Source organism: Methylomonas albis (assembly GCF_014850955.1).
Taxonomy (GTDB): domain Bacteria; phylum Pseudomonadota; class Gammaproteobacteria; order Methylococcales; family Methylomonadaceae; genus Methylomonas; species Methylomonas albis.
The window spans coordinates 2,882,057-2,900,362 of record NZ_JACXSS010000001.1 but is presented as its reverse complement, the minus strand read 5'-3'; the positions used below and the strand labels follow the sequence as shown (position 1 = coordinate 2,900,362).

General features: G+C 52.5%; 17 protein-coding genes. 6 read left to right on the top strand and 11 right to left on the bottom strand.

Features of this window, described 5'->3' with window-relative positions; genetic code table 11:
* Window positions 1-54: 54 nt before the first annotated feature.
* On the bottom strand, window positions 55-1,092 hold the full coding sequence (locus tag EBA_RS13425; protein ID WP_192375179.1) for an IS110 family RNA-guided transposase: 1,038 nt from the start codon (window positions 1,090-1,092) through the stop codon (window positions 55-57).
* Window positions 1,093-1,857: 765 nt separating this feature from the next.
* Between EBA_RS13425 and EBA_RS13420 the strand changes: the two genes are divergently transcribed.
* From EBA_RS13420 to EBA_RS13410, 3 genes are all read left to right on the top strand, one after another.
* Window positions 1,858-2,214: a DUF167 domain-containing protein gene (locus EBA_RS13420; protein ID WP_192375178.1), complete on the top strand. Its 357-nt coding sequence runs from the start codon at window positions 1,858-1,860 to the stop codon at window positions 2,212-2,214.
* Window positions 2,215-2,343: 129 nt separating this feature from the next.
* Window positions 2,344-2,850, top strand: a complete 507-nt coding sequence (locus EBA_RS13415) for a DUF4410 domain-containing protein (RefSeq protein ID WP_192375177.1) — start codon at window positions 2,344-2,346, stop codon at window positions 2,848-2,850.
* A 114-nt stretch (window positions 2,851-2,964) separates the two neighbouring features.
* Complete coding sequence (locus tag EBA_RS13410) at window positions 2,965-3,501, top strand: hypothetical protein (RefSeq protein ID WP_192375176.1); 537 nt, start codon at window positions 2,965-2,967, stop codon at window positions 3,499-3,501.
* A gap of 67 nt (window positions 3,502-3,568) precedes the next feature.
* Here EBA_RS13410 and EBA_RS13405 read toward each other — a convergent pair whose 3' ends face one another.
* From EBA_RS13405 to EBA_RS13375, 7 genes are all read right to left on the bottom strand, one after another.
* Window positions 3,569-3,745 (bottom strand): hypothetical protein, encoded by a 177-nt coding sequence (locus tag EBA_RS13405; protein WP_192375175.1) that lies wholly within the window; start codon window positions 3,743-3,745, stop codon window positions 3,569-3,571.
* 220 nt (window positions 3,746-3,965) lie between these two features.
* Window positions 3,966-4,946 (bottom strand): response regulator, encoded by a 981-nt coding sequence (locus EBA_RS13400; protein ID WP_192375174.1) that lies wholly within the window; start codon window positions 4,944-4,946, stop codon window positions 3,966-3,968.
* Complete coding sequence (locus tag EBA_RS13395; RefSeq protein ID WP_192375173.1) at window positions 4,943-8,638, bottom strand: PAS domain S-box protein; 3,696 nt, start codon at window positions 8,636-8,638, stop codon at window positions 4,943-4,945. Before EBA_RS13395 ends, EBA_RS13400 begins: the two co-directional genes overlap by 4 nt.
* 243 nt (window positions 8,639-8,881) lie before the next feature.
* Window positions 8,882-9,820 carry a peptidoglycan-binding protein gene (locus EBA_RS13390; protein ID WP_192375172.1) on the bottom strand — a complete coding sequence of 313 codons (939 nt, stop codon included), beginning with the start codon at window positions 9,818-9,820 and terminating at the stop codon, window positions 8,882-8,884.
* Window positions 9,821-9,844: 24 nt separating this feature from the next.
* Window positions 9,845-10,513 (bottom strand): hypothetical protein, encoded by a 669-nt coding sequence (locus EBA_RS13385; RefSeq protein WP_192375171.1) that lies wholly within the window; start codon window positions 10,511-10,513, stop codon window positions 9,845-9,847.
* Window positions 10,510-11,856, bottom strand: coding sequence for a hypothetical protein (locus tag EBA_RS13380; protein WP_192375170.1), 1,347 nt, complete (start codon window positions 11,854-11,856; stop codon window positions 10,510-10,512). Before EBA_RS13380 ends, EBA_RS13385 begins: the two co-directional genes overlap by 4 nt.
* A 227-nt stretch (window positions 11,857-12,083) precedes the next feature.
* Window positions 12,084-12,785, bottom strand: coding sequence for a hypothetical protein (locus EBA_RS13375; RefSeq protein ID WP_192375169.1), 702 nt, complete (start codon window positions 12,783-12,785; stop codon window positions 12,084-12,086).
* 453 nt (window positions 12,786-13,238) lie between these two features.
* Between EBA_RS13375 and EBA_RS13370 the strand changes: the two genes are divergently transcribed.
* From EBA_RS13370 to EBA_RS13360, 3 genes are read left to right on the top strand one after another with little or no spacing between them, the layout of a single operon-like run.
* The gene (locus EBA_RS13370) at window positions 13,239-13,826 is read left to right on the top strand and encodes an alginate export family protein (protein WP_192375168.1); all 588 of its coding nucleotides are present in this window, start codon (window positions 13,239-13,241) and stop codon (window positions 13,824-13,826) included.
* A 33-nt stretch (window positions 13,827-13,859) separates the two neighbouring features.
* Window positions 13,860-14,588 carry an alginate export family protein gene (locus EBA_RS13365; protein ID WP_192375167.1) on the top strand — a complete coding sequence of 243 codons (729 nt, stop codon included), beginning with the start codon at window positions 13,860-13,862 and terminating at the stop codon, window positions 14,586-14,588.
* Window positions 14,589-14,592: 4 nt separating this feature from the next.
* On the top strand, window positions 14,593-15,735 hold the full coding sequence (locus tag EBA_RS13360; protein ID WP_192375166.1) for a glycosyltransferase family protein: 1,143 nt from the start codon (window positions 14,593-14,595) through the stop codon (window positions 15,733-15,735).
* On the opposite strand, the gene EBA_RS13355 is transcribed toward EBA_RS13360, so the two are convergent.
* Genes EBA_RS13355 through EBA_RS13345 form a run of 3 tightly spaced genes read right to left on the bottom strand, consistent with a single transcriptional unit; the run spans window position 15,732 to window position 18,255 of the window.
* On the bottom strand, window positions 15,732-16,979 hold the full coding sequence (locus EBA_RS13355) for a S8 family peptidase (protein WP_192375165.1): 1,248 nt from the start codon (window positions 16,977-16,979) through the stop codon (window positions 15,732-15,734). The two genes, EBA_RS13360 and EBA_RS13355, sit on opposite strands and share 4 nt — an antisense overlap.
* 6 nt (window positions 16,980-16,985) lie before the next feature.
* Window positions 16,986-17,690, bottom strand: coding sequence for an anti-sigma factor (locus EBA_RS13350; RefSeq protein ID WP_192375164.1), 705 nt, complete (start codon window positions 17,688-17,690; stop codon window positions 16,986-16,988).
* Between the two features lie 4 nt (window positions 17,691-17,694).
* Window positions 17,695-18,255 (bottom strand): RNA polymerase sigma factor, encoded by a 561-nt coding sequence (locus EBA_RS13345; RefSeq protein ID WP_225616243.1) that lies wholly within the window; start codon window positions 18,253-18,255, stop codon window positions 17,695-17,697.
* Window positions 18,256-18,306: the final 51 nt, after the last annotated feature.

The window sequence follows — 18,306 nt, the reverse complement described above, 5'->3', positions numbered from 1 at the left end:
AATTTATTCAGCCGGGTAGATACTCTGTTCAAAAGCAACAAATTTCATCATCTTTTACTCAGCGATGATCGATTCAGGGATGGCATAAAACTGTGTGTTATCGAACGGCTGGTCGTGCTTCAACATGCCATGGATCGCATGCAACAATTTACGCATGACAGCGCAGACAGCTTGTAACGGTTTCTTGCCGTTGTCGATCAGATGCTGGAAATAAGCTCGCACATGTGGATCATGCTGTTTAGCACTCAAGGCCGGCATATACAACGCGGAGCGAATATGCCGGTTACCGGCTTTGGACAGCCGCATTTTCTTGTGTATGCTTTTGCCGGATTCAAAGGCCTTGGGATCGAGTCCGGCAAACTTGACCCATTCACGGTGCGACAGATTGGGCGGCAATAACAGCAGCTCGCCCATCAAGGCAATGGCGCTGGTTTGGGCAATGCCTTTGATGCCGGTCAACAGTTCGAATATGCGCTGAAGTTCCGGATGCTTGTCGATCAACGCTAGCGCCTCGCTAGCCAGGGTATTGATGCGCTTTTCCAGTTGACTAATCGCCAGCTTGGCATCGCGCAGCAAGGCCTTCGGAGTTTCCTCTGTCGCACTCAGCGCATGCAGATGATTTTTCGCGGCGGCCTTTTGACCGGTCAACGCATCGATGCGACGAGCATAATAGCGCAAGGCTAGGCTTTGATTTGACGGACGAGTCCAGGCGACGAAATTCATGCGCTCGACATATTCAGCCAGGGTATTGGCATCGACAGCATCGGTTTTACTGTTTTTCATCAATACCTTGGCGAAGTTATGCGAGGCCTTGGGATTGACCACCATCACAGGAATACCGGTGTCATGCAGCGCAATCGCCAGATCGAAATGGTAAATGCCGGTGGCTTCCAGGCACACCTTGATGCCGGGTAATTTGATCAGCTTATTGACCAACCGGGTACGGTCGCTACGGGTATTGGCATATTTTTGCGGATCGAACGGCTTGCCGTTCTTGCGGATCACCAACACCAATTCATCGGCTCCCACATCCACGCCGGCAAACAGGCGATGGACAGATTCAGCGGTAGTGTTGAGCGGGCGGTTCGTCATAATCGTTTTTGAATACAGTTAAAGGGAAGTACACTATTCATCGGTTCCCGACCCTGCACATGCACCTACCTTCCTTGTGTATGCAGGCTCTTAGCCTCGGATACTCCACGGTATGGGTGAATAGGGCGGGGGCCAATCTACACGGACAGGCTCTGGTAAACTACCAGTCCTCAGGGTGGGACGGCCTCCCAATGAACGATGACAGCTTAATCGGTTTTTCTGCGCTATCGGTTGTTAAAATTCATCATACAAGGGTGGGCACGGTTTTTGTGCCCACGCGGGATTGCCGGTTTTGATCGACAATGATTCGCTATCGCGAGGATTGATTTAATGCCGGTTCGCGGACCGGGGACCGCGATACTTTCGCTACGAAAACCATCCCTGGTTTTCGCCCTTCGGGCCAGCCGGTCGGCTGTTCAAATTCGCTCCAGGCGAATTTGTGCGTCGCCAAAAGAAAGTATCCAAAGAAAAGGCGACCCGGATGCCGCTTTTATCCTGCGCTCCGAAGGTTTTGCCGAGGGTTTTCGGAAGGGGCTTCCTGCCCCTCCGAAAACGAGCGGCATGCCCGAAAAGCGGGGCAGGCTCTCCCTGCCGCTCCCCTGCGGGCTGATCTCGGCAAAACCTCCGGTGCTCGGCGCGGCATAGGGGACTGACCCCGTCCCACTTCATAGCGCCAACGCGTTCCCAGACGCTCCGCGTCGTCTTGCAAAGACCGCGTTGGTTATTCATTTTTAAACACGCATTTTTTCGGAATTAATCGACAGCATGGCAAAACCTAAAAAAGTCAAAGCGAAGGGCGGGGCTAAGGAAGCGGGCAAGGGATTGGTGATGGATTCGTTTTGCGGCTGGGATGGCGATGTGCTGGTGCTGAATGTGCTCGGTACGCCTTCTGCCAAGCAGGATGCCATCGGCAAACCCAAGGGTCAGCAACTTAAGATTAGCGTCACCGCCGCGCCGGTGGGCGGCAAGGCCACCGATCATATGGTGCGCTTTCTGGCCAAAGAGTTGGGGGTGGCAACGGGCGATATCGAGGTGGTGTTCGGGCGCTATAACATCAATAAACAATTGCGCATCAAGGCGCCCAAGCAATTGCCTGCGGTGATTGGCAAATCAGCTGGGTAGGTAGCCACCGCGTAGCGGCCCCCTTATACAATCCCAAATGAAGCGTTGACGGAATCGAGGGGGCTATATTCAACGAATCCTCGATTACATCGAGCCCACGCAATACGGATTTTAAAAACTGAGGTAAATGTGCACGTACTGTCTTTGATTCTATCGCTATTGATCTTAACCGCGTGTTCGACTCACCAACTGAAAACAATATCTTCGGAAAACGTTTCGAGTTACGGCAAGGACATTAAGCTTGATGTAAGCGGCGAGAACGCGGAGATTGTCGATAAACTCAGGCGTTATATTCAGGCTTCTTTATTAACTGCGGGATTTAATATTGTCACCGACGAGAATGCTACGCGGCTGGATGTGGCGATTTCGGCATTTGATCCGGGTAATGCTGCATTACGATTGACGGTAGGTTTTGGCGCGGGCAGGGGATCGTTGGTCTATAACGCCAAATACACAAAAAACGGCAAGCTGTTAGTCGATTACGACGGTGCCGAGCGTTTTACCGGATTGGAATTTGCGCCCGGCACCCAATACGAGACTTTCCGAAATTTTGGTGGCGAAGAAACATCGACACTCATTTTGCTGGAAGAAGCGTCAAAGCATATTGTTGAACAGGCGACGACAAGCGGGAAGTAACCATCACTCTCGCGGGTGCTGGAAGTGTATTCATGACCACGGCAGGCAAGAAACAGAGTAGGATGCAGCGAGTTTTATTTTGACGGTTAACTCGAATTTACACCGGGGCGGATTATGAAATACATCGTAAAACAAATTGCCGATGACTTTATTTTTGAGGAAATGGAGCAGGCTAGAAAGCAGTTTGTGGAGGCACTGAATTACACCATGGAAAGTGCCACGATCTTTTTTGATAAGAGCTCTAGCAATCCGCTGGATTTCTATATCGCCTACGATTTTCAGCAAAAGCACGGCGACCCGGTGGTGTACGGGTTTAATCTGCGCGATGAAATGATCCGAATTTTCAATTTGGACGAAAGCAAAACCCATTCGTCGACCTTGGCTTTGGCGATCAGTCAGCAGCTGAAAAACTTGGCTGAAGAAATTGCAGAACGTTATGACCCCGAACCCACCAAGACCATCGCCGAAACACAAGATAAAAAAGACACGCAGTATGCTAATAACATCAATCGCTCCTACCGCGAGGTACTTAGGGAAGCGATAGAAAAAGACCAAGCCGAGCGTTTGCGGAAAGCCGAGGCCGTAGCGCCGGACGATAGCTATCAACGCCATACGATTTTGTTGGGCAGTAAAAGTGCGGTCAAATCGTAAGATTGGCTAAAGTCCGGGCTAAACTGATAGCTAGCCACTTAAAAAGGGTGGCAATTTGCTACTGGCCTTACACCGATAGCATCCAGCCGTTAGCATAAAAAATCTCAAACTCCCTGAACATCACAAAGAATCTGCCGAATTTGATTTTGCCCGTCCCGGTTTCATTAAGGTCGGCTACGGTGCCGTCGCCATACCAGTTACTGTGAATGACATCGCCGATTTGTATTTTGTCGTAGGTTCTCATGACACGCCCCTTATTATTGAATGACAAATTCAAAGCAGCATAAAAAATGCCAAAACTGTCGAATCAAATTGGATTTGCTCTCAGACGGCCGCCAAGCCTTGTGGGCCAAGGCCTGGGTGTGGAACGGCTTACAATGGGCGAGATAGAAAAGCCGATTTGCAGGTTAAACCGATACGAAAACTCGTCACCGATACGATATTTAGTAAAATTCACTAGGCGTTTATTGGCCCCAGGCGGCTTTCAGGCGCTGAATTTCCGGCATAATCTCCATGAACGCAGCCAGCAAGCGCGGATCGAAATGGCTGCCGGCCATGCTTTGCATCGATTTTAAAGTCTCTTCCAGCGGCCAGGGTTCTTTATAGGGACGTTTCGAGGTCAACGCATCGAACACGTCGGCAATTGCCACTATCCTGGCCGACTCCGGAATCGCTTCGCCGGCCAAGCCCAGCGGGTAGCCGCTGCCGTCCCATTTTTCGTGGTGATGGCGGGCGATTTCGGCGGCCATTTTAAATACCGGATTATCGCTTTTATTCAGAATGTCGTAGCCGATTTGCGAATGTGACTGCATGATCGGCCATTCCTCTTCATTGAGCGCTCGTGCCGCTTTTAAAATGCCGTGCGGAATGCCGATTTTGCCGGTGTCGTGGGTGGGCGCGGCCAATTCCATCATCGCCACTTGCGATGGCGTCCAACCGGCGGCGCGGGCCAGTGCCGCCGAATAGGCAGCCATGCGCCAGATGTGGTCGCCGGTGTACGGATCGTTATAGTGGCCGGCATCACCGAGCATTTCGATGGCGGCGCGGGCGAGTTGGTCCAGCTCGTCTACTCGCACCAGCGATAAATGGGTTTGCACCCTGCGTAACACGATGGGGCCGGAGACCGGTTTTTGGATGTAATCGACCGCGCCAACATCGAAACCGCGCGCTTCGTTTTCCATTTCGCCCATCGCCGTGACAAAAATCACCGGGATTTTCGCAGTCAGCGGGTCGGCTTTTAACTGCGTGCACACTTGGTAGCCGTCCATGTTCGGCATCATGATGTCCAGCAGAATAATGTCCGGTTGATGTTCTTTGGCGGCCGCCAGGGCTTTTTCGCCGTTGATGGCAAACAGTAGTTGAAAGCGATCTTTGAGTATCTGCTGCAGCACCTTTAAATTATTCGGTTCGTCGTCTACCAGCAGCACTTTGTAGCTGTCTTTCATTGGGTAACTCCCTTCAGCGTGATCGCTAATTTATCCAATAAGAGTTTAACTTGGGTTTTTGCGCCGTCGAAATCGAAACTATCCACTTCGAAGCGGATGGCTTTCAGCTCGGTTTCGTCGAGAAAGCTGCACAGTTGCTGCAGAATCGGCTCGACGTGATCCGGATTCAACGCATCCAAAGCGGTGTTTAATTGCTGTAACAGACAGCCGACCTTCTCCGCATCAAAGGCTACGACGGACACCGCTGCCGGTTTAGTCGGTAGTTTTAGCCGGCGTATGGCTTGAGTTGCGGTGTTTAACGCAGTATCCAGCGTATCGATCAGATGTACGATATTTTGCGGATCACCGGTTTTGAATTGCGCGTCAATCTCGGTAGCCAGACTGGTTATCACCGATAGTGCCAGATTGCCGGCCACGCCTTTTAAAGCATGGGCGATGCGCCGGACCGCTTCGGGATTCTCCGGGTGCTCCTGTAGATTGCGTAGCAATTTGCTGCCGTCCGCGCCGTGTTGTTCGGCAAAATTTAGTAAGGCATCGGCATAAATTAGCGGATCCAACCAGGTTGCCAAACCTTTTTCGTAATCGGCGACGCCGGCCAACGGCGTAAAGTCCACGGCAATTTTCGCCGGCTCGGCAATATTCACGCCGGTGTTAGCAATGCCGTGCCCTTTGGGCACCAGCCGTTCCATCTGCGTTAATAAATCGTCGACATCGATGGGTTTGCCGACTATGGTGTCTATGCCAGCGTCCAGCGATTCGCGGCGTTCGTGGCTTAACACGCTGGCGGTCAAGGCCAGAATCGGGATATGGCTGCCGCGGGCTTGTTCCAGATCGCGAATTTGCCGGGTGGCGGCGATGCCGTCCAGCACCGGCATTTGCAGGTCCATCAGGATCAAGTCGTAGTCGCCACTTCGGAAGGCGTCCACCGCTTCCTGGCCGTTTTTTACCCAGCTGACTTGATGGCCTTGCTGTTCCAGGCGTAAGCGCGCCAAGGTGGCGTTGGCTTCTATGTCTTCCGCCAGCAATACCCTAAAGCGGCGCGGCGAAAAATAGGCCACGGTATGTATTGAGCTGACGTCATACAGGCAATTCTCGGCGCTGGCCGATTCCGGCATATGCACGGTGAAATGAAATACCGAGCCCACGCCCGCTTGACTTTCCACCCATATGCGTCCGCCCATCAACTCGACAATTTGTTTGCTGATGGTGGTGCCCAGACCGGTGCCGCCGAAGCGACGGCTGGTGGTGGTATCGGCTTGCGAAAATGATTCGAAGATGTGTTCGGTTTGTTCCTGGGTCATGCCGATGCCGGTGTCACTGATCGCAAAATGCAACATCTCTATGCCTTCAGCACGCTTGATCGTCACGCCTATGCTGCCTGTATCGGTAAACTTTACCGAGTTGCCGACCAGATTCAAAATCACTTGCCGCAAGCGGTTCGGGTCGCCAACGAAATGGTTAGGTAGCCCAGCTTCTATCGCCAAGTCGATGCGCAAGCCTTTTTCGGCGGCGCGCAGCCCCATAATCTGCAAGGCCTCTTGCACCGCAAACGGCAGGTTGAAACAGACCGATTCCAATTCGACCTTGCCGGCTTCGATTTTGGAAAAGTCCAGAATATCGTTAATCACGCTCAGCAGATGCCGGCCGGAGCTGAGGATGGTTTTGATGTGGCCACGGGTGTCGCCGGCCAGGTTTTGATCTTGCAAAGCCACTTCGGCAAAGCCGATGACGGTATTCATCGGTGTGCGAATTTCGTGGCTCATGTTGGCCAGGAAATTGGCTTTGGCTTTGGCGGCCGCTTCCGCTGCTTCCTTGGCTAGTCGCAGTTCCTGTTCGGCTTGTTTTTGCAGGCTAATGTCGGAAATAAAGCCAACGAACATATGCCGACCTTCCGAAATGATGCCGTGGCCAACCGCCAGATTGGCCGGGAAGCGGCTGCCGTCCTTGCGTTGCGCGATGACTTCCCGCTCTATGCCGAGAATTTTGGCCTGATGGGTGGCTAAAAAATGCCGTATGTAACTGTCGTGTGCGGACGCATCCGGTTCCGGCATCAATAGCGAGATATTTTTACCGACAATTTCGGCGCTGCTCCAGCCGAACAGTTTTTCGGCCGCGGGATTGAACATCCGAATTAGACCGCTGCTGTCGATGGAAATCACGCCGTTCACCGCAGTTTGTACGATGGCTTTGACTTCCGTGGTGGCCATCGCCACCAGCTCTTCCAGATGCTCGCGGTACTTCAGCAACTCGGCTTCTGCGGCCTTGCGTTCGGTAATGTCGGTGATGGAACCGACCATCCGTACCGGCCGACCCTCGGCATCACGCAAGGCGTCGCCGCGATCCAGCACCCAGCGATAGCTGCCGTCCTTGTGCCGCAGGCGCAGTTCGGTGGTGTAGCGTTCGTTATGCTCCAAATGCTTACGAAACACTTCGCTGGCGCGGGCTTTGTCGTCCGGATGAATCAATTCGAAGAAAATCGATTCCACATTGGGTAGTTCACCGTCGGCATAACCCAAAATTTTGTTCCAGCGCGGCGATAAGTAGTATTCGTGACGCACAATGTCCCAGTCCCAGATGCCGTCATTAACCGCCCGTTCTGCCAGCATATAGCGTTCCTGGCTGGTGCGCAGGGCTTGGGTGCGCTCGGCGATTTTCGTTTCCAGATTATGCTGAGCATCCGCCAGTGCATCGGTCATGTGATTGAAGGAGCTGGCCAATTCGGCGATTTCATCCAGACCTCGGACTTCGGCTCGCACCGACAAGTCGCCGTCGCGAATGCGTCTGGCGGTACAGGTCAGGCGCGAGATCGGCCTGACAATACGCCTGGCCAGGGCGTTGGCGATTATCGTCGTCAAGCCGACAAACAGCAGCACGGTGATCAGCATTTGTTTTTCCAGCGCTTGAATCGGGGCCAAGGCTTCGGCTTGCTCGATATGCGCCATGATACAGCCGCCGGTTTCCGGAATATAACGAAAGCCGTGGATGATCGGCCGCTCCCGGTAGTCGCTATCCAGCGTTTCCAGGTTTTGCCGGGCCAGGCAGCTTTGCATCGGTTGCGCCGAGATCGGATGACTATTGCCTTGCTCGCTCGGATATTTTGGTGTGGTAACGAAAAAGCCGGCGCTATCGGCCAGGAAAGATTCGCCGGATTTGCCTAGATCGGGATGCGCCGCAAAAATGCCTTGAATCAGGCCCACCGGATAGCTGACCAACAGTTGCCAAGGCAGCTTGGCGTCCTTGGCAACCACATAATAAAACCGCGCTTGCCCGGGTTGCGGTTTGCTGAAGTCGGCTAATTGCCCGGGCTGAAATGCTTTAAGATCGGCGATAGCCACGGCTTGATTGCCGACACTGACGCTGCCGGCGTCAATATCGCGCCGGAAAAACACCGCACCGGCGGCCCCTTCGGTGAGTAAATAATCGTTTAAAAATGCCGTGGCACAATCGTGGTTTAATTGGTCGGCAACCACGCATTTCACCAATACTTCGGCCAGGAAGGCGTGGGCTCGGCTATCGGCGCGTTGCAATACCAGCTTGAGTTGTTCGTGACGGCTTTCCGCGACGCGGCCGACAATCTTGAAGCGATCGGCGCGGATGTTGTCGATGGCAAATCGATAGGCCATGTAGCCGACCGATAAAGTCGGTAACAGGATCAGCAGCAACAGCAGAGCAATCAGGCGTTTTTGCAGCATGTTGGGCCTCCATGTCGGCAAGAAGGTCAGCCGACTTTATGCCATGGGTGAGGGCGATGCGGCAATACCTTACGCGAATCGACACCTGCGTGCCATTAAGATTCCTCAGCGCGGGAAATTGTCAAATTACGGCAGGGGAGGCTTCAGAGCCACAGGGGCACAGTAGCGTGGGGTGCCAAACTGCTTTTGCGACAATCGCCAATCTCCTCGCGCGCAGGGATGGCAGAATGATCGAGCCGGGTCTTATTTGCGCAACGCGTTAAAAAAACTGCATTCCGGCGCGCCGCCGTTGTGCTCAAAAAACACAAAACAATCGTTGAACCATTTGACAAAGCGGTCAGCGTGTTCGGCGCTGCCGATCGGATATTGGCGCATTTTCCAGCGATTACGCGCCGAGTCGTTACGATAGAGGCCGCCAGCATTGTAAGCGCATGCCACTTTCGGCGGATCAAAATGGGTTTGTTTCCACTGCCCGGCGATGTAAGCGGTGCCGGCCTGAATCGAATTGCTGGGAATTAATAGCCAGGCTTTATCGATGTCGTCTTTGTTCAAGGCGGCGCGGGCGGTGGAAATTAAAGTCTGCATCAGACCGGGCGAAATTTTATGCGGTGTGCGCACTTCGTCGATAAAGCCCGGTTCTTCGCGCACCGCGTTTTGATTGCCTGACGACTCGGTGCAAATGGAGGCGATGATCAGCTCGACCGGCACTTTTAATTCGGTGGACCAATGCGCCAATGCACTGCCGTATTGGCTCCAGATTTTGGCGACCGTTTTCGGTTCGCCGCCGGTGCCAATTGGGTTATTGTCGTTGCCTACCAATAAGCCGTGCGTGCTTAATTGCCAGGACACGCCGTCCTGATAAGCGTGCCTGGTTTTTAGCTCGTCGAGTAAATCTTGACCGATAACCGTGCTGCCGGCATCGTTAGCGGCGGGACGTTGCGTATTCGGGGAACTGTCGTCTTGGAACAAACTGCTCCAGGTTAGCGGGCCGACGATACCGTCGCTGTCCAAGCCGTGACTAGTTTGAAACGCTACCACGGCTGCGGAGGTTTTGGCGCCGAATAAACCGTCGGGTTGGCCGACACCATTGATCTGCAAGCTTTTTAAACGCGATTGCACTTCGAGTACATCGCGGCCGCGCAGCATAGGCAGTTGAAATTTAAGCGGGCGACTAAAGGCCATGACTGGCTCCTATCTGCTAAAGGCTTATGGGCAGCCGGGAAGCGAGGCTTTGATCCCGGCGATGTCGTTTAACAAGCGCCGATGATAATCGGCGTAGCGGCTTTGGGCGGCCTGTGTGGCGGCTTGGCTCTCGTTCTGTTGCAATTGCTTTAGCGCCTGGCAACTGCCGGTATCGTTGATTTGGAAACGAATTGCGGCTAGTTCGGCGTTATACAGAAAAAAGGTGGCGGCCGGTTTCAAGTCGCCTGGGGCTTGCAGAAATTCCTGGGCGCAACTGTGCAGCTTTTGATTGTAAGGTGTGGCGGCGGCTGTGCTGGTTTGCTCGCTACGCAATAAACGCAACGACTCGCACCAGTTTTCGAAATACTGGGCGCGTTTGCCGACTACGGCCTCGGCTGCCGTCCAATCTGCTGTCAGATGTATGCCTTGTTCGAGTTGCTCGGCGGTGCATTGGTAGTTTTTGACGCTATCGGTGTTTTGTTTGGCCAGCCGGTAACAGGCATCGCCTTTTAGCAGATGCAGTTGATTACAGCTCTCGTCGTCGGCTTTGCAATCGACTTCCGCTGCAGCGATTTCCTGCCAATTGTTTTCCGCGGCGGCTTCTTTAAAGTTTTTCAATTGCCGGGTCGCGCAGCCGGATGCTAATAAAACCATTGTTAACAAAGGCAGGGTTATCCTCAGATTTGGCCTCATGACGCTTGGCCCTCCAGAATTTTGTTGATCATGCCGGATACGGGTTTGTCTTCTGCTTGTAGCTTTTCGGTCACCACGATCAAGCTATCCAAGTCTTTTAAGGCGTCAGGATTTTGGTGCAGTTTGTCTACGGCTTGCAATACTGACTCGTAACCGCCGGTGCTGCCGAACATGGCCGGGTCACGGGCTAGGATCAAAGATTTCAATTCACGGTCCACAGCGGTACGATGAAATTCGTCCAGGCCTTCTTCAAATTGCTGCAAGGTAGTAAAGCCGCCCAGTTCGGCATATTTTTCGAATAATGCCGCCGAATCGGCATTGCCGATGAAGTCGTTAACCGCGTCTGTCAAAAATTTGGGATTTTCCATTTGTCCCTGGAACGCGGCACGAAATAACGGGCTTTGCCGCAGCAACATAAAGCCGGTGTTATCGTCGACCGGTTCCAGCGTCAAACCGGCCGCCGGCGAGAAGGGCATGTGCAAAATCCGGGCTTTCCATTTTTGATAATAAATGCCGGTCAGCTTGACGGTGCCGGCCACCACGGCGGCGATCAGTGCTGCAGGCGGCATGAAGGTGCCCAGCGTAGCGCCGAAGGTTTTTACCGCGCTGCCGACGATGTCGGTTAAGGGGCCATCTTGGTCCAGCGTGTTCTGGGTGTCGGTGACTGCGTGCAGCGCATCTTCGATTTTGCCTTCGCCCATCAGACCTTTGGCGACATTCACGCCTTGTTCGACTTTAGTCGCCAGATCCACGTATTTACCGCCAATGTCTTTGGGCAGTAAGCCGGCCACCGTGCGCGCCATGTCGATGCCGGTGCTGACGGTTTCCAGCATGGAGCCGGTTTTGGATTCTTGTTGCTGGCTGACGGCTGCGTCGCGTTGCGTGGTGGCTTCGTGAGCTTGCTGTAATGCAGCACTTTCCGAGTCGCGCGTTTGCCCGCGCGCACCGAAATAAAAGCCAATGATAGTGCCAAGGATGCCGCCCAATACGTCCGGAAACTGGTTGTTGGGTAAGGCCAGAAACAGCATCGAGGCGGTGACGATCAACATCGCTATCACGCCGCGTATGGTGCCTTCCGGCAGGCCGGCCGGGCTTTGAAAGAATAGCGCGAGTTGTTTTTCGCGGGTGCAGGTTTCCAGAAAGGTTTTTTGCAGATGCCGCAAATACAGCAAAAAGGCGAGCACAACCACTGCCAAGATACCCAGTGTTATCAGAAAGTGAATGGATAGGGCGATGGGTTTTTCCTCGCCGTTAACGACCGCGGTTTGCGCGGCAACGGAAAGCGGGAGCAGGTTCAGCCCGGCGTAACCCAGGGTTTTAAGTCGATATGTCGGTTTGTGCATAAATCCGCCTCTTTGGTAACGATCTTGTTGATCGATTAAGTTCTCTGGTTAGGCTAGCCGGGCGGATGATATACCCCGCGGTCTAGTTTTGGTTGTCTGCGACTCGACACCGGCTGTTTCGATTTAATATGCGCGTGACGCAGGTACGAAAAGCAATGTCACTAAGGTCAGTCAAGGATTTAGGCAGAACAGAATCTTTTTGTCGAGTCAGTTAATCACGGTATTTCTTAATCTACAGATTCGGTCGCGCGTGACTGCGGCACCGGTTTTTTGATATGAATCATTGGTGAGGTCCATATCGGATGACGGCGTTCCTGGCGGTAATAGGTTTCGTAAAGTGCTTGATAAACCAATTCAGATGCGGCCCAACGTTCCTTGCAAAAACTGGATAGCATTAACCCTGAAACGCTGCCGCAGACCAACGCCAGTAAAATCAGCTTTTCAATAAACAATACCAAGCTGAATATCAGCAATATTAAAGTCAGGCTGCGGGCCAGTTTGGATTGAATTTGCAACGCTTCCACCTTGGAGACCACCGGATTATCGTTGTCCCTGAGCCTGTCCAACGCTTCGTGATATTTACTGAGCAAGGGGTCGTTGGTGGATAAAGCCAGAGTCTGCGCGCGTCGGTACCAACTGTCCGATTTCAGGCGTTTGCGGTCTCGGTACAAATGATCGTATGCGCTATTGAGTAAGTCGTGGGATAGACGTTTGATGATGAGGGAGACTGCCAGCGTCAGCAGTAGAAAAAGCAGTGCGCCGGCCGTGCTGGCAGAGAAAGGGTCGGGTAAGTGCAGCAGGGCCGGATGAATCTGCTCTCGATAGCTGAAAAACACCGCCACCAAGGCCGCGGAAGGCAGAGCGACGCCGACCTGTTCGACCGGATCCGTGAATAGTTTGTTGATCAGCTTGCTAAGTGGGTTTGACATTTTGTCCCTCCTTCAAGGTTGGGAAAAATGAGTTGCCGGACGTAGAACACCGGGGTTGCTTTGGCAGTTATTTATTAAATAGCAAACGCGGCTAAACAGCAACTCTATTGACGGTTTGATTATGCCGAAATCGGATTTTACTGAGACGTATGAAATTACCTAAGGTTTGGATGCTTTTTTCACTTTTTGAAACGGCCAAAAATATTGGGCTTTGTCGTCTGGGCCCTTAATTTCACTGTCGCTGTCGTTACCGAAAAGCAATGGATCCTTTGAATAACCTGGGATTTCGGCATGACGAGTACGCAAAACTCTGGGGCGAAGCTAATAACTGCCGTATCGATACGTATTGATTGCCGGACAAAAACGGGTAAAACTGGAGTAGAGTAAACGGGTAATGGAACTCGAGAAAATGCTTTCCGCCAGGATGCCGGTGATGGCGTCAGAAAAGAACCGTTGCGGATCAACCCCGGCGACAAACGGCCGGCCGACCAGTTTAAAGCCGATGTGTTCGGTCATCCTTTGACCATTGGCGGCGCCTACGAATTGGAGCCGCGCTATGTGGAAGATAGGCGGCTGGACCCGCGTCGTGATGATGACACGGCTGACGTTTACCAAGACATGAAGCTGGAATTGTTTTATCAGTGGTCAAAATCCTTGTCATTTTTTGTGCAATCCGATGTTTATTACGATCCGGAGGTGTACACCGAGAGTGGTCTGGACCAATACGAAGCAGCCATTAAACTGACCCAGGCCTGGCTGTTAATGCACCAAATTCTGGATTCGGGTTTTAGTTTGCAATTGGGCCGGCAACGGATGGCGGATAAGCGGCAATGGTGGTGGAACGATGAGTTGGATTCAGCACGGATTTATTTTGGTGAAGACACACTGTTTGCCGAATTGGCCATTGCCAAGGAATTGGGTTCCAAACAGTCTGACCAGGATTTCATCGACGCGGTTAGCGACCGGGTAGTCAGGTTGATGGGCGACGTGATTTGGCAATGGGACCCGAAGCAAAACTTGTCTTTATTTTTTTTGAGTTAGTTCGACAATTCGGACAATCAAAATCCCGGCGACTTGATTCGAGCCAATCGTAAAGACGCCAGCGACGGCGACTTGAACTGGTTCGGCGGACGGGCCATGGGGAAGTTTAAAATCGAGCATGTCGGTAAAATCGGCTATTGGCTGGATTCGGCGTTTGTGTTTGGTGACGAGACCACCCAGACCTTCACCGACATTAATAGCAACATCTCCGGGGTTAGATCGCAAACCCCACGTCACGTCGAGGCTTGGGGCCTGGACGCCGGCGTTACTTGGTATACCAATTTGTTCATGGAGCCCTACCTGACATTGGGTTATGCTTACGGCTCCGGGGATTCCAATCCTAGCGACGGTACCGACAGCACTTATCGGCAATCCGGGCTACATAACAACAAGATCAAATTATCCGGCAGTCAGCGTTTTCGTTATTACGGCGAATTGTTTCGGCCGGAATTGTCAAATTTGAACATCATGACGGCGGCGTTGGGATTTCCGATCTCCGAGCAAAGTTCTATCGACCTGCTGTATCACCACTACGAACAGGCCACACCGTCGTCGGTAATTCGCGATTCGCGAATTCGCGCCACGCCCAATGGCCGTAGCGGCACGCTGGGCGATGAGTTCGATCTGGTATTGTCATTGGACGAATGGAAGCATTTGCAGGTGCAATTTGCCGGCTCTCTGTTCATGGCCGGTCCGGCTTTCGGGCAACTGGAGGGTAATAATTCCTTCCAGTTGGATCTGACCTTTAAGTACAGCTTTTAATCTGATGCATACCAAGCGCCGCAAAATCTTGTTTTATTGTCAAAGCCTGGTCGGCTTGGGGCATTTGACCAGCAGCTTACTGGTGATTCGCGAATTGCTGGCGTATGCCGATGTCGATTTGATCCACGGCGGACAAGGCTTACAACACATGCCGGAACTGCCCGGATTTAGGCAGCTACGCTTACCCAGAATACTGATCGACAGTGCCAGCGACGAGCTGTACGCACCGGACCGGGATGACTCTATTGAAACGGTTTGGGCCGAACGCGCCGCCGCTATCGAGCGCTTTGTCGATTGGCCTTATGATGCGGTGATTGTCGAGTTTTTCCCGTTTGGCCGGCGACGCTTGAAAAAAGAAATTCTGGGGCTGTTTGCGTCTGTCAGACAGCAGTGCGGAGCAATACCGATTTTTTGCTTTGTTCGGGAAATTCTGGTGCCGGCGCCGCTGGCTGCGGAGCAACGTATGCTGCAACTGGTGCGGGAACATATTCATACTGTATTCGTGCGCGGTGATCCTGCAATTGTCCGTTTCGAGGAAACCTTTAGTTTAACCGCCGAAATTGCCGATCGTTTGGTATATGTGGGCTATGTCAGTCCGCCGTCTCCGGCTAGCTTACCTACGCGACAGAGTAAGATCGTCGTTAGTCAGGGTGGCGGTGAAATTGGCAAGGCTTTGTTGCGTGCAGCGGTACAGACAGCGCCGTTGCTGCCGGATTATCAGTTTTTAGTGGTAGTCAGTTCCAGAGCCACGGCAGGCGAAATAGCCGAGTTACAGCGCTTGGTGCAAAGCAGCAATGTTCAGGTCGTGTCTTTTCTGAGTAATTTTCAGGAACACTTACAAACCGCTGCCTTGTCTATCAGTTTAGGCGGCGATAATACACTAATGGATGTGATCAGTACCCGCACACCGGCGCTGGCGTATCCTTACGCTGGCAACAGCGAGCAAGGGTTGCGGATTGAGAAGCTCGTCGGCAAGGGTTTTGTATTTCCGTTAACTGAAAACGATTTGGTGCCGGAGCGGCTAAGTGTCAAAGTGAGGGAAACGATAAAACAAACTTATCCACAACAGGCCATCGCTATCTATGGCGCGGCCGAGATCAGTCAGCGGATAAGGGTGATTCTTGAGGGTGGCTGTTGTGGCAACTAGCGGGTGTGTTCCGGAGAGGCTAGGGCGGTATTCGAGTCAAGCAAATTGGCGGTCGAGGCGTCGTTGCCGAGTCGGCGTTTGATGTCTGCGGTTTTCCAGTCCGGATGCAGTTGTAGCAGTAAAGCGGCCATGCCGGCCACGTGCGGCGCTGAAAAAGAGCTGCCGTTCATAAAGTCATAGGCTTGGTGCGGCACTGTCGTTAGGATGTCTTTGCCGGGTGCGATAATTTGCTGACGCTTGTCGTCATTTTCCTGGCCAACGGCTATCACACCGGCTATGTTAGCCGGAAAACCACCGGCTTGGTTCCGGCTTGGTACCGCTGCGACCACAATAATGCCTTTATCCAGGGCTTTTTCGATCAGGTGCTGAACCAAATTATCTTCGGGGCCGCTAAGGCTCATATTGATGATATGGCTATTCATGCGCATGGCTTGGTTTAAGGCCAAGGCCAATGTAAAGCTGTTGCAATGCGCTGCCACGGCGTTAGGTTTTTCCGGCCAGCAGGCCCGAAACGCCAAAATTTCCGCTTCCGGAGCGATCCCAACAATGCCTATGCCGTTGTTAGGATGGGCGGATAATACCCCAGCAACTGCTGTGCCGTGAATGTCGGCTAAATTATGATCGCTGGGTTCCGGCGCAGTGTTTTCCGAGTATTTAATTCGACCCTGCAAGTCCGGGTGTTCGGTATCCACGCCGGTATCAATTACCGCAATACGCACGCCCCGGCCGGTGGTGGTGCGGTGCAGTTCTGCTATCCGTAAAGAGTTAAAACCGGTTTGTAAATGCAGATACGGATCGGTATATGTCTGAGTCGGCGGTGCTTGTTTACCTAAAACCTGAAAACTATGCATTTGCTGCACGGACGTGACATCCCGATCCTGTTGCAACTCTGCTATCGCTTGTTGTACTGGCAAGGTATCCGGTACCTCGTACACCACGCAGCTGACTCCCAACATGGTCACCGGCCACTGAGCGACGAACCGCAAATGATGGCGCTCGGCCAGCTCCTGCGCAATATGTTCGCTCCAGCCGGAATTGCCATATTGGCCGCGTAAACGGTAACCGTCCAAGGTGTTGGCCGTTAACTCCCGATTGATCGTTCTATCGGCAAAGGTTACCACCAAGCGGCGTTCTTCCGCGGTTTTGCTGTCACCCAGCCGCGAATAATCGCTATCGCTGGTGGTGGCGCAAGCGCTAACCAAGCCTAGCAAGCAAATAAACAGATATAAGCGCGCTAATTTCATGATCGATTACGGTTGTAAAATGGGTTCGGCTAGCACTACATCCTGTCGGCTGCGGAGCAACGCCAATGTTCCGGCCATGTCAGTATCCTGTTTGCCGGTAGTGATTTTGACAATATAAGCGCCGACGCTGTTAGGCCCGTCTACCCGTACGCCGCCAATTTGGCTAAGTGCGGCGTCTATGTCTTTGTCCGATAAGTTCTTGGCAAATACCACTTGTAACTGACCGGTTTGGCTGGCCGGTTTAGCTGCCGAAAGCGTGTAATAGTCTGTTGTGTTGGCTGGCTGCAAATATTGTATAGCAGCAGGTAGCGTCACCAATAACAAGGATGCGGCAATAGCCAGACCTTTTCCGGTATTGCCGGCGATTTGCCACAATCTGTGACGAGTGCAGAATGGTTTTATGTTAGCTGCAACGGGTTTTTGACGTGAGCTATCGGCACCTGGGTTAAGTGGGCGTTGACTGGTGGTTTGCAATTTGGCTCGCAAGCCTGCGAAGGACGCTTCAGCCGCTATATCCAGGTCGGAGGCTTGTTGCACGGCTACTGCGAGTTTACGTAATGCTAGTAATTCGCGTCGGCAGACTAGACAGCTTTTTAAATGCGTACTTACCTTTTGGTGTTCGGTTGCATCTAGGGTTTGATTGACGTACCAAGGCAACAACAACATGATATCCGAGTGAGAACTAACGGATGTTGAATTGTGTGATTTCATGTTCTTAAATCTCCTGTGTATCGGCAAAAACCTGCAGTTTCTTGCGGGCATGAAACATGCGGGTTTTCACAGTGTTTTCAGGGCAATCGAGGATTTTGGCGACATCCTGATAGGGCAAATCGTGGTAAAAAGTGAGTTCGATGACGGCACGTTGATCTGGCGGTAAAGTGGCCAGTGCATAATTAAGCCAATCTTCGTTTTCCCAATTGTTGGCTGGATTTGCCGTTGGATCGCCAATGGTTTCGGTCCATTCGTCGATATCGTAATCATTGCGGCGCCGGGCGCTTTTGGCCATGGCTTTCAATGTTTTGTGGTACGCGATCCCAAATACCCAGGTGGAAATTTTACTTTCATTATTGAAGCTGTGTGACTTTTCCCAAACGACGAGTAAGGTCTCCTGTATTAATTCTTCCACTGCCTCTGGTTGGTGTGTCATTCGTAAAATAAAGCGAAACAAGCGTGGATAGTAGTTTTTGTAGAAGGTTTCGAACGCGGCGGAATCGCCTTCCCCAATCAGTTGCAGCAAGGCGTGCTCGTCCAAGCGGGTGTCGGGCTGTTCGGACATGATCGGTCGATGTGGGTTAGGTACTAAACGCAGCATGGCTCAAACCTTGGA

What these genes read in the sequence shown, in the direction of transcription:
- EBA_RS13425 (WP_192375179.1), bottom strand. Translation starts at nt 1,092, where the DNA reads ATGACGAACCGCCCGCTCAACACTACCGCTGAATCTGTCCATCGCCTG.
- EBA_RS13420 (WP_192375178.1), top strand. Translation starts at nt 1,858, where the DNA reads ATGGCAAAACCTAAAAAAGTCAAAGCGAAGGGCGGGGCTAAGGAAGCG.
- EBA_RS13410 (WP_192375176.1), top strand. Translation starts at nt 2,965, where the DNA reads ATGAAATACATCGTAAAACAAATTGCCGATGACTTTATTTTTGAGGAA.
- EBA_RS13405 (WP_192375175.1), bottom strand. Translation starts at nt 3,745, where the DNA reads ATGAGAACCTACGACAAAATACAAATCGGCGATGTCATTCACAGTAAC.
- EBA_RS13400 (WP_192375174.1), bottom strand. Translation starts at nt 4,946, where the DNA reads ATGAAAGACAGCTACAAAGTGCTGCTGGTAGACGACGAACCGAATAAT.
- EBA_RS13395 (WP_192375173.1), bottom strand. Translation starts at nt 8,638, where the DNA reads ATGCTGCAAAAACGCCTGATTGCTCTGCTGTTGCTGCTGATCCTGTTA.
- EBA_RS13390 (WP_192375172.1), bottom strand. Translation starts at nt 9,820, where the DNA reads ATGGCCTTTAGTCGCCCGCTTAAATTTCAACTGCCTATGCTGCGCGGC.
- EBA_RS13385 (WP_192375171.1), bottom strand. Translation starts at nt 10,513, where the DNA reads ATGAGGCCAAATCTGAGGATAACCCTGCCTTTGTTAACAATGGTTTTA.
- EBA_RS13380 (WP_192375170.1), bottom strand. Translation starts at nt 11,856, where the DNA reads ATGCACAAACCGACATATCGACTTAAAACCCTGGGTTACGCCGGGCTG.
- EBA_RS13375 (WP_192375169.1), bottom strand. Translation starts at nt 12,785, where the DNA reads ATGTCAAACCCACTTAGCAAGCTGATCAACAAACTATTCACGGATCCG.
- EBA_RS13360 (WP_192375166.1), top strand. Translation starts at nt 14,593, where the DNA reads ATGCATACCAAGCGCCGCAAAATCTTGTTTTATTGTCAAAGCCTGGTC.
- EBA_RS13355 (WP_192375165.1), bottom strand. Translation starts at nt 16,979, where the DNA reads ATGAAATTAGCGCGCTTATATCTGTTTATTTGCTTGCTAGGCTTGGTT.
- EBA_RS13350 (WP_192375164.1), bottom strand. Translation starts at nt 17,690, where the DNA reads ATGAAATCACACAATTCAACATCCGTTAGTTCTCACTCGGATATCATG.
- EBA_RS13345 (WP_225616243.1), bottom strand. Translation starts at nt 18,255, where the DNA reads ATGTCCGAACAGCCCGACACCCGCTTGGACGAGCACGCCTTGCTGCAA.